Annotated in this window: 14 protein-coding genes and 1 pseudogene; 12 read left to right on the top strand and 3 right to left on the bottom strand. The window is 64.9% G+C overall.

Annotated features, from left to right (window positions below):
* Window positions 1–69 precede the first annotated feature (69 nt).
* Window positions 70–795 (top strand): TIGR03089 family protein, encoded by a 726-nt coding sequence (locus tag IEY43_RS04815; RefSeq protein WP_188947480.1) that lies wholly within the window; start codon window positions 70–72, stop codon window positions 793–795.
* A 9-nt stretch (window positions 796–804) separates the two neighbouring features.
* Here the strand turns inward: IEY43_RS04815 and IEY43_RS04810 are convergent, their stop codons facing one another.
* Complete coding sequence (locus IEY43_RS04810) at window positions 805–1398, bottom strand: GtrA family protein (RefSeq protein ID WP_229777284.1); 594 nt, start codon at window positions 1396–1398, stop codon at window positions 805–807.
* Window positions 1399–1628: 230 nt separating this feature from the next.
* On the opposite strand from IEY43_RS04810, the gene IEY43_RS04805 reads away from it, so the two are divergent.
* The 4 genes from IEY43_RS04805 to manA all read left to right on the top strand — a co-directional run bounded on the left by IEY43_RS04805 (window position 1629) and on the right by manA (window position 6315).
* Window positions 1629–2789: a 5-(carboxyamino)imidazole ribonucleotide synthase gene (locus tag IEY43_RS04805; protein ID WP_188947479.1), complete on the top strand. Its 1161-nt coding sequence runs from the start codon at window positions 1629–1631 to the stop codon at window positions 2787–2789.
* Between the two features lie 78 nt (window positions 2790–2867).
* Window positions 2868–3398 (top strand): 5-(carboxyamino)imidazole ribonucleotide mutase, encoded by a 531-nt coding sequence (purE, locus tag IEY43_RS04800; protein ID WP_188947478.1) that lies wholly within the window; start codon window positions 2868–2870, stop codon window positions 3396–3398.
* An 18-nt stretch (window positions 3399–3416) separates the two neighbouring features.
* Complete coding sequence (locus IEY43_RS04795; protein ID WP_188947477.1) at window positions 3417–5039, top strand: LCP family protein; 1623 nt, start codon at window positions 3417–3419, stop codon at window positions 5037–5039.
* Window positions 5040–5106: 67 nt separating this feature from the next.
* Window positions 5107–6315 (top strand): mannose-6-phosphate isomerase, class I, encoded by a 1209-nt coding sequence (gene manA / locus IEY43_RS04790; protein WP_188947476.1) that lies wholly within the window; start codon window positions 5107–5109, stop codon window positions 6313–6315.
* A gap of 109 nt (window positions 6316–6424) precedes the next feature.
* On the opposite strand, the gene glpX is transcribed toward manA, so the two are convergent.
* Window positions 6425–7459, bottom strand: coding sequence for a class II fructose-bisphosphatase (glpX, locus tag IEY43_RS04785; protein ID WP_188947475.1), 1035 nt, complete (start codon window positions 7457–7459; stop codon window positions 6425–6427).
* A 157-nt stretch (window positions 7460–7616) separates the two neighbouring features.
* Between glpX and IEY43_RS04780 the strand changes: the two genes are divergently transcribed.
* The 6 genes and pseudogenes from IEY43_RS04780 to IEY43_RS04760 all read left to right on the top strand — a co-directional run bounded on the left by IEY43_RS04780 (window position 7617) and on the right by IEY43_RS04760 (window position 13215).
* Complete coding sequence (locus IEY43_RS04780) at window positions 7617–8288, top strand: DUF4245 domain-containing protein (RefSeq protein WP_188947474.1); 672 nt, start codon at window positions 7617–7619, stop codon at window positions 8286–8288.
* Window positions 8289–8361: 73 nt separating this feature from the next.
* Window positions 8362–8997, top strand: a complete 636-nt coding sequence (locus IEY43_RS04775; protein WP_188947473.1) for a carbonic anhydrase — start codon at window positions 8362–8364, stop codon at window positions 8995–8997.
* A gap of 130 nt (window positions 8998–9127) precedes the next feature.
* The gene (locus IEY43_RS04770) at window positions 9128–10540 is read left to right on the top strand and encodes a class II fumarate hydratase (protein WP_188947472.1); all 1413 of its coding nucleotides are present in this window, start codon (window positions 9128–9130) and stop codon (window positions 10538–10540) included.
* Between the two features lie 126 nt (window positions 10541–10666).
* Complete coding sequence (locus IEY43_RS04765; RefSeq protein WP_188947471.1) at window positions 10667–11533, top strand: hypothetical protein; 867 nt, start codon at window positions 10667–10669, stop codon at window positions 11531–11533.
* Between the two features lie 15 nt (window positions 11534–11548).
* A pseudogene (locus IEY43_RS18545) lies at window positions 11549–11986 on the top strand (hypothetical protein); the annotation flags it as partial.
* A 38-nt stretch (window positions 11987–12024) separates the two neighbouring features.
* Entirely contained in the window at window positions 12025–13215 is a 1191-nt protein-coding gene (locus tag IEY43_RS04760; protein ID WP_188947470.1) for a dipeptidase, read from the top strand.
* Between the two features lie 15 nt (window positions 13216–13230).
* Here IEY43_RS04760 and IEY43_RS04755 read toward each other — a convergent pair whose 3' ends face one another.
* Window positions 13231–13797, bottom strand: coding sequence for a GNAT family N-acetyltransferase (locus IEY43_RS04755; RefSeq protein WP_188947469.1), 567 nt, complete (start codon window positions 13795–13797; stop codon window positions 13231–13233).
* A gap of 98 nt (window positions 13798–13895) precedes the next feature.
* On the opposite strand from IEY43_RS04755, the gene IEY43_RS04750 reads away from it, so the two are divergent.
* Window positions 13896–14561, top strand: a complete 666-nt coding sequence (locus IEY43_RS04750; protein WP_188947468.1) for a TetR/AcrR family transcriptional regulator — start codon at window positions 13896–13898, stop codon at window positions 14559–14561.
* Window positions 14562–14584: the final 23 nt, after the last annotated feature.

The following is a 14584-nucleotide window of genomic DNA, read 5'->3' as shown; positions in this document are numbered from 1 at the left end:
ATCAACCGGGCGAGTCGCAACTTGCCCGAATTCCCGGCGAATTCTCAGTTAAGAAAAATAAAGGTACAGGTGAGTCTCAACTTGATTTCCGGCACTTTCGTGGAAAACCTACTGGCACCGCATCGGGCCTCAGCCTCGCCATGGCTCACCTGGTACGGAGCCAACTCAGAACGTATTGAATTATCGGGCCGGGTGTTCGACAACTGGGTGGCGAAAAGCGCCAACCTGCTGGCCGAGTCCTTCGACCTCGAAGAAAACCAGATTGTCGTGCTTGACCTGCCGACCCACTGGAAGTCGCTGGTGCTGGCCTTGGCGGCGCTGCACCATGGAGCGACGCTGGCTGCGCCTTCGCATGAGCGTGCCTCCGACGCCGTCCTCTGGATCACCGCCAGCCCTGCCGACGCAAGCATTCCCGCATCCTCGGAGATCCTCGCCGTCGACCCGGCGGCGCTTGCGCTGTCCTTCGGCGGGGACCTGGGCCCGGTCGCCGAGGACTTCAATGCCTCGGTGCGCTCCTTTGGGGACCAGTTCTTCCCGTCGTCCGTCTCCGGAGCGGCGGCCGCGATTGCCATCGGCGGGAACAATACCGCTCTGGAAACGCTGTTCGCCACCCCCGCGGAAGCCAAGGGCACCATCCTGGCTCGGGCCGGCCTTCCGGTCCTCGAATTCCTTCCCTACGCCATCGCCCAGTGGGCTGCGGGCGACGCCATAGTGCTGCTGGAGGACGGGGTGGAAGCTACCGACCGGCTGCGCGAAGGCGAGCGCATCACGGCCGACTACTCCCCCGAGGCCTGATCCGTCCGGCTAATTGACCACCGTGGGAACACTTCCGGTGTCCGCGCAATCCGAATCAGCGGATCGGTCGGCACCGGAAGCCTGCTGCGCGCCGCCCTGCACCTGGTGCTTGGGCGCAGCCAGCAGGTCGTGGTCGTGGGCGAAGTTCTCTTCCTGGTCCATCTCGGCGCCGAAGACCCAGAAACGGTAGGCGAAGAAACGGAAGATCGTACCGAGCACCAGGCCCACCACCGAACCGGCGATGAACAGGCTCGTCGGATCCGTCAGGCCGATCCAGTATTTCGTCACCCAGACGCAGGCGGCCGCGATACCCAGGCCGATCGCGTTCATGATCAGGAACATCACCAGTTCGCGCACCACATTGGCCTGGCGGCGGTGGCGGAAGGTCCAGAAGCGGTTTGCCAGCCAGGAAAAGAGCGTGGCGACTACGCCGGCGATGATCTTCGCCTTCACCTGTGAATCGCTCATGGGGCCATGGAGCAGCCAGACATAGATGCCGGAGTCGATGATGAAGGCGACGCCGCCGACCACACCGAATTTGGCCACTTCGCGCCACAGCAGCGAAATGAGTCCGGTGATTTTCAGTCTGATGCGCTCGAACATTTTCCTCCAGCCCTTCACCGCGGCGCGGCCAGAGTCCTCGCGGCACTGGCTGCCCGGTGTCCCCGGGGGCGATCTGCCCCGCACGGTAGTATTAACGGTCGTCTTCGGCGGTCAGCGCAGAGACGGCATCCCGCTATTTTAGCGAGATTTCCTGTTAATTAGCCGGGGAATGAGAGTCATCCAACTTCCGCCATACAAGGCATCCACCGTCGGTTCGCTAATCTAGTAGGGTGAGCTTTCCAAAAATTGGTGTAATTGGTGGCGGGCAGCTAGCCCGAATGATGGCCCCTGAGGCCCTGAACCTTGGTTTTGAACTTCACGTCCTGGCCGAAGGCCCGGACGTCTCGGCCGCACGCAGCGTTCCGGATGCACCGGTCGGCGACTACAAGGACCTCGAAACCCTGCGCGAGTTCGCCAAGGGCAAGGACGTGGTGACCTTCGACCACGAGCACGTCCCCAACGAATTCCTGACCACCTTGATCAATGAGGGTGTCAACATCCAGCCGCGCCCGGCCGCACTGATCCATGCCCAGGACAAGCTGGTCATGCGCGAAGCCATTGAAAAGCTCGGACTGCCCAACCCGGCCTGGGCCAAGGTCGGCTCGGTCGACGAGCTGGTCGCCTTCGGCGACGAGATCGGCTGGCCGATCGTGCTGAAGACCCCGCGCGGCGGCTACGACGGCAAGGGCGTGCGCATCCTGGACGACGCCGGCCAAGCACGCGACTCGGCGGACTGGTTCGAGAACGGCCCGCTGCTGGCCGAGGACAAGGTCGATTTCTCCCGCGAGCTGTCCGCCATGGTGGCCCGCACCCCCTCCGGACAGGCCAAGGCCTGGCCGGTGGTCCACACCATCCAGGTCGACGGCGTCTGCGACGAAGTCATCGCCCCGGCCCAGGACATCTCCGAGGACACCGCCCGCACCGCGGCCAACGCCGCGCTGCGCATCGCCGAGGAATTCGGCGTCACCGGCGTCATGGCGGCCGAGCTGTTCGAGACCCCCGGCGTTGGCGCCGGCTTCGTGATCAACGAGCTGGCCATGCGCCCGCACAACACCGGCCACTGGACCATGAACGGTTCGGTCACCAGCCAGTTCGAGCAGCACCTGCGCGCGGTGCTCGACCTGCCGCTGGGCGAAACCCGCGAACTGGGTGTCACCGTCATGAAGAACTACCTGGGCGGCGCCAACCAGGACCTGTACTCGGCCTTCGCCGCGGCGCTGGCCGCCGCCCCGGAGGTCAAGGTGCATGCCTACGGCAAGTCCGTCCGCCCGGGCCGCAAGATCGGCCATGTGAACATCGTGGCAAACGCCGGGCAAAGCGTAGATGAACTTCGCCAACGCGCCGACCTCGTGGCCGCGTTGATCCGCGACGGCGTGCCCGCCACCGCCTAGCCTGTTACCTAGAGCGCTGCCGCTTCCCCGTCAGGGAGGCGGCGGCGTTTGACCACCAGACCCAAGGAATATCTCGCAATGACTGAAGCACCACTTGTCGGCCTCGTAATGGGTTCCGACTCGGATTGGCCGGTAATGCGCCTAGCTGCCCAGGCCCTGGCCGAATTCGGCATACCCTTCGAAGCGGACGTCGTGTCGGCGCACCGCATGCCGACCGAAATGATCGATTACGGGAAGAAGGCACATGAACGCGGCCTGCGCGTGATCATCGCCGGCGCCGGCGGCGCCGCCCACCTGCCGGGCATGCTTGCATCAGTTACACCGCTGCCTGTCATCGGAGTACCAGTTCCGCTGGCTAAGCTGGATGGAATGGATTCCCTGCTGTCCATCGTGCAGATGCCGGCCGGGGTCCCTGTGGCAACCGTTTCCATCGGCGGCGCACGCAACGCAGGACTGCTCGCCGTGCGCATGCTCGCGTCGGGAACCGACGAGCTGGCCGAGTCGTTACAGGTAAAGTTGCTTCAGTTCGCTGAATCTCTGCGTGATTCCGCCCATGCAAAGGGTGCATCGCTCCGTGAAGAAGTCGCGAACGAGAATTTCGCCTCCTAGGGAAAGTCATATAAGTACATGGGTTCTGCCAGTCACCGCGCTCCAAATCCGTTGCGCAATCCGGAGAGCATCAGCTCTCCGCAGCGCAGCAAGCGCGCCCTGATCCTGGTCATCTTGACCATTTTCTTTCCGGGCAGCGCCCAGCTGATTGCGGGCAACCGCAAGCTGGGGCGCCTCGCGGTGTCGGTCACCATGCTGTGTTGGCTGGCCGTCATCGGCCTGGTGGCCCTGTACTTCATCAACAGGTCCGTCATCCTCAGCTGGGTAGCCCACCCGAACTTCCAGATGGTGCTGGTGGTCGTGCTGGGCACCCTGGCCGTGCTCTGGCTGATCATGTTCATCAACACGTTGGTGATCATCAAGCCGAAGTTCCTGGCCCCGGGCATGCGCGTGATCGTCTCGGTCTTCACGCTGGCCGCCGTGGTCGCCACCAGCGGCCTGTTCATCTACGGCGCCTCGCTGGTCAACACCGGACGCCAGACCATTGAAAAGGTCTTCGAGGAAGGACCTGCCTTCGACCCGGTCGATGGACGCTACAACATCGCGGTGTTCGGCGCGGACTCGGGCGACAACCGCGAAGGCGTCCGCACCGACTCGGTGGCGCTGATGTCGGTTGACGCGAAGACCGGCAAGACCCTGATGATTTCCATGCCGCGCAACTTCCAGGGCGCCCGCTTTGCGGATGACTCCCCCATGAAGAAGGTCTGGCCCGACGGCTACAACTGCGGCAACGAATGCCTGTTCAACGCCATCTACCGCGATGCCGTGGACAACCACGCGGACCTGTTCCCCGATTCGGTGAAGAACGTCGGCGCCCAAGCGGCCATGGATGCGCTGGAGGGCACCACCGGCCTCGAAGTCCAGGGCTACGTAATGGTCGACATGGCCGGCTTCTCCCAGTTCGTCGACGCCTTGGGCGGAGTCACCATCGATTCGGGCGGCTGGGTGCCGTACAACGGCAAGAAATGGGAAGGCACCAACCTGCGCACCCACTGGTTCGCTCCGGGAGTCCAGACGTTCAACGGCAAGCAGGCGCTGTGGTTCGCCCGCTCGCGCGACTTCACCGACGACTACCACCGCATCAAGCGCCAGCAGTGCCTGCAGCAGGCGATCATCAAGCAGTTCACCCCGCAGACCATTCTGACCAACTTCACCGGCATCATGTCTGCTGGCGAACAGCTGGTGGAAACCGACATCCCGGCCAGCCAGCTCGCCTCGTTCGTGTCGGTGGCGGAAAAGGTGTCCTCCAGCCCGTTCGCCCGCCTGACCCTGGGCGCCCCCGACTTCCCGCGTTCGTTCTCCACCTACCCGAAGTTCGACCAGATCCACGAGCGCATCCAGTCGATCATCGACAAGCAGAACGCCCCGAAGAAGGAAAAGAAGAAGACCGAGGAAACCACGAAGACCGAAGAGACCAAGAAGACCACCGAGGCGTCGCAGGCTCCGGAGCAGTCCGAGGCTCCCGAGGACGCCACGGACGTGAACAACGCGCCGAAGCTGTCCAACGGCGAACAGGAAGAATTCACGCAGCCTGACGGCAGCCCGATCACCGAGGAATACCTGGTGCAGCTGGAGCTGATGGGTTACACGACCCGCATCGCCCAGATTGCAGCAAACAACGACGAATGCTCGGTGCCGTAAACGGTTAAGACCCCCCCCGACCGACTGGCAATCCACATCCGTTTGTGAAAGGCGAAGGCTACAAGACGTGTTCGAACTGAACAACACGATTAGGGACTACCACTGGGGATCTGACAGCCAGATCTCCGACTTGTTGGGGCTGGAAGATACGAAGGGCCCGCAGGCAGAGCTCTGGCTCGGCGCCCACCCGGGATGCCCGAGCCGGTTGGCGGGCAACGGGCAGGGGCTGGACGCGGTCATTGCCGGCGACCCTGCGGCCACGCTGGGTACGGATGTCGCCGAACGCTACGGCAGGCTGCCGTTCCTGTTCAAGGTGCTCTCCGCGGCCCAGCCGCTGTCCATCCAGGTGCATCCGACCCTGCAGCAAGCCAGGGAGCGCTTCGCCCTGGAGAACGCCGCGGGCAAGGCGCTGGATGCCGCCGACCGCAACTATCGGGACGACAACCACAAGCCGGAGATGCTCTATGCGCTGACCGAGTTCACCGCGCTGTCGGGGTTCCGCCGTCCCGAGGAAATCCTCGCGGACCTGGAGCTGCTGGGCGGTGCGCTGCCCGACGAGGCACGGGCCGCGGTCGCCGAGCTGGCCGGCCTGCTGCGCGGCGAGGAACCGCTGGCCGCGGCCCTGGAGTTCGTGCTGACCCGTCCGGGCGGGATCTCCGCGGTGGTGCAGCAGATCTGCTCAGCCATCCAGGCCGATCCGTCGCTTGGCGGGCGCGAGCATTTCTCGGAGCTGGTGAACATCAACGGGATCTACCCGGGAGACGCGGGAGTCTTGGTGGCGCTGCTGCTGAACCTGGTCTTCCTGGCCCCCGGTCAGGCCATCAGCCTAGCCGCAGGCAACGTCCACGCGTACCTGCGCGGGCTGGGCATCGAGGTCATGGCCAACTCCGACAACGTGCTGCGCGGCGGGCTGACCAGCAAGCACATCGATGTCCCGGAGCTGCTGGACGTGACCATCGCGCAGGCATCGGCTCCCCCGTTGCTCACCCCGCAGGCCCTGAGCGGCTCCAGCCTGCTGTACCAGCCGGAATTCGATGAATTCCAGCTCCAGGTCATCAGCGGCGCCGGGGATTCGCTCCCGCAGCCGCTGGCCCTGCACGGTGCCGGCATCCTGCTGTGCACCGAGGGCGAGTTCGCGATCCGCGGGACGCAGGGCGAGCAGTTGCTGCGCCGGGGCGATTCGGTGTTCCTGTCCGCCGCGGAACTTCCCGCGACCGCCGCCTGCCTGTCACCGGGATCCGGGCGGCTGTTCGCGGCCAGCGCCCAGCGCATCTAGGCCCGGGACAGTCCGGCCGCCAATCGGCGAAACGCATCGAGCCGCAGCCTTCCGAGGAAGGCTGCGGCTCGATGCGTTACAAGTCAGCTGGTCTTGGACCGGCTGCGGCTTAGCGGGTGTAGGCGTCCCACTTGTCCTGCTTGTGCTCGCCCTCGACGAAGCGGATGGTTCCGGACTTGGAACGCATCACGATCGACTGGGTGGAGATGCGGCCGTTCTTGTAGCGAACTCCGCGCAGCAGGTCGCCATCGGTGATGCCGGTGGCAGCAAAGTAGCAGTTGTCCGAGGTGACCAGGTCGTTGGTGGTCAGCACGCGGCCCAGCTCGTGGCCCGCGTCAATGGCCTTCTGCTTCTCATCGTCGTCGGTTGGCCACAGGCGGCCCTGGATCACGCCGCCCAGCGACTTGATCGCGCAGGCGGTCACGATGCCTTCCGGGGTGCCGCCGATGCCCATCAGCGCGTCCACGCCGGTGCCCTCGCGGGTGGCGGCGATGGCTCCGGCCACGTCGCCGTCCATGATCAGCTTGGTGCGGGCGCCTGCCTGGCGGATTTCCTCGATCAGGCCGGCATGGCGCGGGCGGTCCAGCACGGTCACGGTGACCTGGCTGATCTTCTTGCCCTTGGCCTTGGCGATCAGGTGCAGGTTCTGCTTTACCGGCAGACGCAGGTCAACCAGCTCGGCGGCCTCCGGACCGGTCACCAGCTTTTCCATGTAGAAGACGGCGGACGGGTCGAACATCGTTCCGCGGTCGGCCACTGCCAGCACGGACAGGGCGTTGTTCAGGCCCAGCGCGGTCAGGCGGGTGCCGTCGATCGGGTCAACGGCCACGTCGCACTCGGCACCGGTGCCGTTGCCGACCTGCTCGCCGTTGAAGAGCATTGGAGCTTCGTCTTTTTCGCCTTCGCCGATCACCACGACGCCGTTGAAGTTCACGGTGGACAGCAGGCCGCGCATCGCGTCCACTGCGGCACCGTCTGCGGCATTCTTGTCACCGAACCCAACCCATGGCGAGGAGGCAATGGCAGCCGCCTCCGTGGCACGGACAAGTTCCAATGCCAGGTTGCGGTCCGGCTCCGCGTCGGTTACCGACAGTCGCGAAGATAGGTGGGCGTAGTTGTTCTTTTCGGTCACGAAAGATCCCATCACTGAGTCGTAGTCATTGCGCCTATGCAAACAGACCCATTCTATCCTCTTTGCTTTCGGCGACGCATGTTGTGTCGCAGCTATCCTGCGCACACTGCAACGTGGGCTAGGGCACTGCAGTTCGAATTCCACAGAAACTTCGGGGAGAATGGATAGCGTGCAGCCCGAGAATACCGAGAACAACACGCCCGCGAGCGAAGCCGGGGCGGTCCCCGTCATCAGCGATGAGCCGACCCGCCGCGACCTGAACGACCCCAAGGCGACCTTTGAGGATCTTCCGTACAAGCCGCAGCTGACGGAGAAGCAGGCCAAGCGCGCCAACCAGACCCTCAAGGGAATGATCATCTCCGTCGCGTTCTGCATTGCGGTATTCATCCCGCTCTACCTGCTGAACCCGACCCCGGACGAAAAGGCCTTCGAGTCCACCGTCGACCTGCAGGCCACCGCCCAGGGCGCCTCGGAAATGGCGGGCACCGAGCTCTTCGCCCCGGAGCTTGCCGACGACGAGTACGCGAACTTCGCCCGCTGGCAGGCCAACACCGCCCAGGGTGTGCCCTACTGGGAATTCGGCGTGGTGATCGAGGACAGCAAGTTCGTCTGGGTGCGCCAGGCCGTGGATTCCAATCCGACGTGGGTCGCGCTGATCACCGACTCGGCACTCCCGACCGGCACCAAGGAGATCGACGGGGTGCAGTGGGAAGTGCGCATCAAGGATGCCAAGACCTACCTGATTTCCGAAGGCAAGGACACGACCTTCGTGCTGTCCAGCGACACCGGCGAGGAAGAACTGGTCGAGATGGCCCGTTTGGCCTCCCAGGACGCCAAATAGATTTTTTCGCTTTTGACGTCGAGGCGCGTCATTTATTCGATATCCGAACACTGCACCGGATAGAATCCAAATCATGCCTCTTGAAACCACACAGCATTCAATGACCCCGAACGAAGCGTGGGCGAAGCTCCGCGACGGCAACCTGCGGTTCGTGAACGACGAGACCCAGCACCCGAACCAGGACAGCGCCCGCCGCCAGTCCCTGGTCGCCGGCCAGGAACCCTTTGCCGTGATTTTCGGCTGCTCGGACTCCCGGCTGGCCGCGGAAATCATCTTCGACGTCGGACTGGGCGACATGTTCGTGGTGCGCACCGCCGGCCACGTCATCGACCTGGCCAGCATCGGCTCCCTCGAATTCGCTGTGGATGAGCTCAACGTCCCATTGATCGTCATCCTGGGCCACAACTCGTGCGGTGCCGTCACCGAAGCCATCAACAGCCGCAACAGCGGCGTCATGCCCAAGGGCTTCGTGCGCGACCTGGTGGAGCACATCGCCCCGTCGGTCCAGGCCGCCGAGCGCCAGGGCGTCACCGATGTCAACGGCACCGTGGTGGAGCACGTCAAGCAGACCACCGAGCGTCTGGTGGAACTGTCCACCGTCCTGTCCAAGGCCATCACCGAGGGCCGCACCGCCGTGGCCGGCGTGGCCTACCACCTGGACGACGGCAAGGCGCAGCTGGTTTCCAGCCTCGGTCTGGATGTCGCCTAAGCGCTCCGGGACCGCAGCCTCAACCATCTCCTGACAGGGGAAATTCCCAGATCTGGACATCGTCACTGTTGGTTGTGATGTTTTCGCCAAAGCCTGTCCTTCGCGGACGCTTGAGGCGTAATCTGACCCTATGATCAACAGTGACGATTTCCGCATCGAACATGACACCATGGGCGAAGTCCGGGTTCCGGCACAAGCCCTGTACCGCGCGCAAACCCAGCGCGCCGTGGAGAACTTCCCCATCTCGGGAAAGACCCTGGAGCCGGCCCATATCAGGGCCTTGGCCCAGGTCAAGAAGGCCGCAGCCCACGCAAACCGCGCCTTGGGCGTGCTCGACGCCGAACGCGCCGAGGCGATCATCGCGGCGGCCGATCTCGTGGCCAGCGGGCAGTACGACGCCCACTTCCCCATCGACGTCTTCCAGACCGGTTCCGGCACCAGCTCGAACATGAATGCCAACGAGGTCATTGCCGAATTGGCCACCCGCGCCTTGAAGGCCTCCGGCAGCGACACCGAGGTCCACCCGAACGACCACGTGAACGCCTCGCAGTCCTCCAACGACGTCTTCCCGACCTCCGTGCACGTGGCGGCGACCGCCGCACTGGCCAACGACCTGGTGCCCGCGCTGGATACCCTGGCTTCTTCCCTTGAGGCGAAGGCCGCGGAGTTCACCGACGTGGTCAAGTCCGGCCGCACCCACCTGATGGATGCCACCCCGGTCACCCTGGGCCAGGAATTCGGCGGGTACGCAGCCCAGATGCGCTACGGCATCGAACGCGTCCAGGCGGCCCTGCCGCGCGTGGCCGAGGTTCCCCTGGGCGGCACCGCCGTGGGCACCGGCATCAACACCCCGGACGGCTTCCCGGAAAAGGTCATTGAATTCCTGCGCGGCGACACCGGCCTGCCGGTCACCGAGGCCCGCAACCACTTCGAGGCACAGGCCAACCGCGACGGCCTGGTCGAGGCCTCGGCCGCGTTGCGCTCCATCGCGATCTCCCAGATGAAGATCGCCAACGACCTGCGCTGGATGGGCTCGGGACCGAACACCGGCCTGGGCGAAATCGCCATCCCGGATCTGCAGCCGGGTTCCTCGATCATGCCGGGCAAGGTCAACCCGGTGATCTCCGAGGCAGCCATCCAGGTCGCCGCGCAGGTCATCGGCAACGACACCACCATCGCCTGGGCCGGTACCAACGGCGCCTTCGAGCTGAACGTGGGCATCCCGGTCATGGCCTCCAACCTGCTGGAATCCATCCGCCTGCTGGCCAACGTCTCCACCGTCATGGCGGAAAAGATGATCGACGGGATCACCGCCAATGTGGAGCGCGCGCGGTTCCTGGCCGAGGCCTCCCCGTCCATCGTCACCCCGCTGAACAAGCTGATCGGCTACGAGAACGCGGCCAAGATCGCCAAGAAGGCCGTGGCCGACGGGCTGACCGTCCGCGAGGCCACCGTGGCGCTGGGCTTCATCGAGCGCGGCGAGGTCACCGAAGAGCAGCTGGATGCGCTGCTGGATGTCTCCACCATGGTGGGCAAGCACTAGCGGTTCCTTCTTCCAGCCCGGCGCAGGCACCCTCCTGCGCCGGGCTTCGCCCACGTTCTCCACAGGGCTCCGGTTGCGTGTCCTGCACAATTCTGATCCCGCGTGGCCACATGCCACACTGGAAAAATGAAGCATCCGCATCAGGGCCTGGACTGCGCCCTTCTCAGTCCCTCCCCCGACCAGTGGACTGGGATTCCGCTCCGCCTTTCGCGGCCGTTCGTTGGTCGCGTCGCATGGCTGATTCTGGCGTCCACGACGGTGGGTATCTACGCAGGATTCCGCCGCTGGGAGGATTCCGGGCCGAGTGACCGGGTTAGCGGTTACACGCTGCTTGACGTGCTGGACATTGCCGGGATCGGCCTGGTCGTCGCGTTCAGCGCCGTCGGCTGGCTCATCTACCGCTTCAACCATGGGCTGGCGCCGCTGATGCTTGGCCTGGTGGCGATGACCCAGACGATGGAATCGCGCACCGAGGCACCGTTCTGGTGGCTGGGGGCGCTGTTTGCCTCCTTGTGGGCACTGCTTGATTCCGGGTTCATGCTCCGCCAGACACTGCACCTGCGCGGTCTGGTTCGCGACCTGAGCCCGGGAACCGCACTGAGACTGACCGAAGACTCCCGCTACCAGCTGCGATTCGGCACCGGGGTGAATCTGATGCTCGCGATCGCCTGGTGGCTGCTGGCGGCAGTGCTCTGGTGGATCACGCTGCGGATCTTCAACAGCATGCCCGGACCGGGTGCTGCCGATCCGGAGCGTTCTTGGTGGTCCGATTCCCTGGCCAGTGCTGCGGTGCTGGCCTCGGCGATGGGATGCTATCTGTTGCTGCGGTTTACCTTGGGAGGAGTCGCCCGGTCCCTGACCGGCGTCCATGCCTGGCAGTTGCCCGCCGTCCCCGGCCCCGTCGCGGAGTTGTCACCGGAGTCGGACCTCGAAGCAGGAATGATCGACGTCGGGCGTGATACCGCCGAAGCGCGTTGCATTTGCGTCACCTAGCTCCTTCAGGTCTTCCCCGACGAGGCCCTCGATATCCGTTCAAGCCCCGAAGTCAGCGCCAACAATCACTGCCCCATCCACGGGATCGATGCGCTCAATGCGATGACCCCCGAGGAATTCCGGCGTGCGGCCGGCTCGAGTTGGCTGTGGGATCCGCAGTCCACGGTCCCGTTATGCTCCGACGACCCGGGTGAGATACCGGTGGTGGTCGGCTTCTCTGGCGCGGCCTATACCGGCTACTACGGTACCGCTACATCCCAGGGAACCGTTGAGTTCCCGGAAACGCCGGATCGGGCCGTCGAACGAGGCCAAGGAGAAGCATCCGGCGAACCGCAACCCGCCACGGCGCCCTCGGTAGGGGTCGTGGACCGGGTCGACCTCCGTCCTGCCGGAGTCAAGGGGCATGCGGTGCGCTTCCGGCATGCGCGGGCGTGGTTCGTCCCCGAGACATAGCCTCCGCAAACCGGCGGAACTTTGCTAGCCTCAACACTATGAGCCGCACCACACGCACGCCGTTCAAGCGACTGGCGCTGGGCCTAGGGTTGCTGCTGGTCCTCGCCTTGGCCGCGTTCTTCATCTTCGCGCCGGGGGTCGTGGAGCGCAGCCGCAACGAGTTGGCCGACACGCAGCTGCCTCAGCTCGGCGACGAGGCGAAGGCCGCGCATGGCAAGCTGCAGGTCGTGGACATGCACGCCGATACGCTCATGTGGGACCGGTCCCTGCTCAAACGCTCCACCCGCGGGCATGTGGACCTTCCCCGGCTGCAGGAAGGCAACGTGGCGCTGCAGGTCTTCTCCTCCGTCTCCAAGTCCCCGGTGGGCCAGAACTACGAGTCGAACAGCGCGGATTCGGACAACATCACGCTGCTGAGCATCGCCCAGCTGCAGCCGCCGAAGACCTGGTTCTCCCCGTTCGAGCGCTCGCGCTTCCATGCCAAGAAACTGCGCGACGCCGCGCGGCGCTCCGACGGCGCACTGCGCACCATCACTTCCAAGGCCGAGCTCGAGGACCTGCTGGCCCAGCGCGCCCGGGGCGCCAACGTCACCGGGGCGCTGTTCTCGGTCGAGGGACTGCAGAATCTGGAAGGAGACATCAACAACCTGGACGTGCTCTTCGCCGACGGCATGCGCATGGCGGGACTGACGCACTTCTTCGACAACGAGGCGGCCGGCTCCATGCACGGTGCAGCCAAGGGCGGGCTCACCGATCTGGGACGCGAGGCGGTCGCCCGCATGGAGGAGCTGGGAATCGTCGTCGACCTGGCCCACGCCAGCAACCAGAGCATCGACGAGGTACTTGCCATGGCCACCCGGCCGGTGGTCTTCAGCCACGGCGGAGTGCAGGCCACCTGCCAGGTGAACCGCAACCTGAGCGATGCGCAGATCCGCGCAGTGGCCGCCACCGGCGGGGTCATCGGCATCGGCTATTGGGACGCGGCCATCTGCCGGCTGGACGTTCAGGCAGTCGTGGATGCCATCGAGCATGTGATCCTGGTGGGAGGCCTGGACAGCGCGGCGCTGGGCAGCGACTTCGACGGGGCGACCGAGGTCGCCTGGGACGCCAGCCAGATCGCGCTGGTCACCCAGGAGCTGATGAACCGCGGCCGCTCGGAGGCGGAGATCCAGGCCATCATGGGCGGCAATACCCTGCGCGTGCTGGGCCGGGTGCTTCCGGCTGGCTAGACCGAAAATCCGCGGCTAAAGCCTGATCCAGTAGCGGCGCAGGTCCTCGACCGCGCCGAAGGACTCGGCGATTTCCTCCCGCGGCACAATTCGCTCCAGTTCGCCGCCGCAGGCCTCGATGGTCTTCGCTGAGGCGATATTCGAGTCGTCGCAGGTGACCAGCACGCGGTGCAGGCCCAGCTCCCGGGCTCGGTCCAGCGCCCCCGCGAGCGCGAGCTTGGCCAACCCTTGGCCGCGGGCCCCGGGACGAATCCCGTAGCCGATGTGCCCACCGATTTTCTCCAGGAAGTCGTTCATCAGCGTGTGGCGCAGGCTCACCGCCCCGAGGTACTCTCCGGCGCGCTCAAGCCACAGCGTGCTTTGCGGGGCGAAGCCCTCCGGCGGCACCGCGCCCGGCATGCCCATCTCGTTGAGCAGCTGCACCCACCGCGCGAATCCCTGCGGCGAACGCAGATCCCAGCCGAACTTCTGCGCGAAGAAGACGCCGGCGCCGTCCTGGTCGGCAGTTCCCCACTCGTCCCAGCTCTGAAGCCAGGAGTCGAACAGCGCGGCGGTCGGCGGGCGAAGCACAACGGTTGTCATGGGGCGATCCTATGTCGCAGCTGCGGCAGTTGTCGAAGCCGTTGTGCACCACGACACTTTATTTGCACCATGGAAGTTAAAGTGCAAAAATGCACTTTATGAACAACAGTGCAAACGAGGTTTCCGCCGAACCCGCCAAGGGTGCCCACCTCAGCTCCCGCATGCAAAAGACCCGGTTGTCCATCACCCGGCAGGCCCGCACGCTGACCGCGGAGCACGGCTACAACGGTTTCACCGTGGAACAGCTGTGCGAACAGGTCGGGATCTCGCGACGCACCTTCTTCAACTACTTCCCCACCAAGCTGGATGCCGTGTTCGGCCATGGCGCCGACGAGGTGCCCGAAGGCGCCGTGGAACGCTTCATGGCGGCCCGTCCCGCGGGGATCACCGGGCTGTCTCCCACGCTCCTTGCCGACTTGGTCGCGCTGGCGCTGGAACAGCTGACCCACGACGAGCAGGCCATCGTCGGCACCCACGGATTCTTCTCCGTCGTCCACCGCGAGCCCGAGCTGCTGCAGCGCATGATGCAGATCGGCCCGGAAAAGGAAGCAGAGTTCCTGGGCCTGATGGCCGAACGCGAGGGCGTGGACCCCGATCATCCGGGACTCGTCGTGCTGGTCCACACCCTGCGCCTTGCCGCCATGAAATCCGTCGACCGCTTCGTACAGGGTTCCGGCGAGCGCTCGCTGAGCGAAGAATTCCTGGACTACATGGCCGCCGCCCAAGACGTGCTGAGCCAACCGCTGACCCGCACACACCCGTAGCCTGAAAACTCCTGCAAGGAAAA

The sequence above is a fragment of the Glutamicibacter protophormiae genome, assembly GCF_014647495.1.
GTDB lineage: Bacteria > Actinomycetota > Actinomycetes > Actinomycetales > Micrococcaceae > Glutamicibacter > Glutamicibacter protophormiae.
Note: the sequence above shows the minus strand (reverse complement) of the source record. Positions and strands in the feature narration are given on the sequence as shown.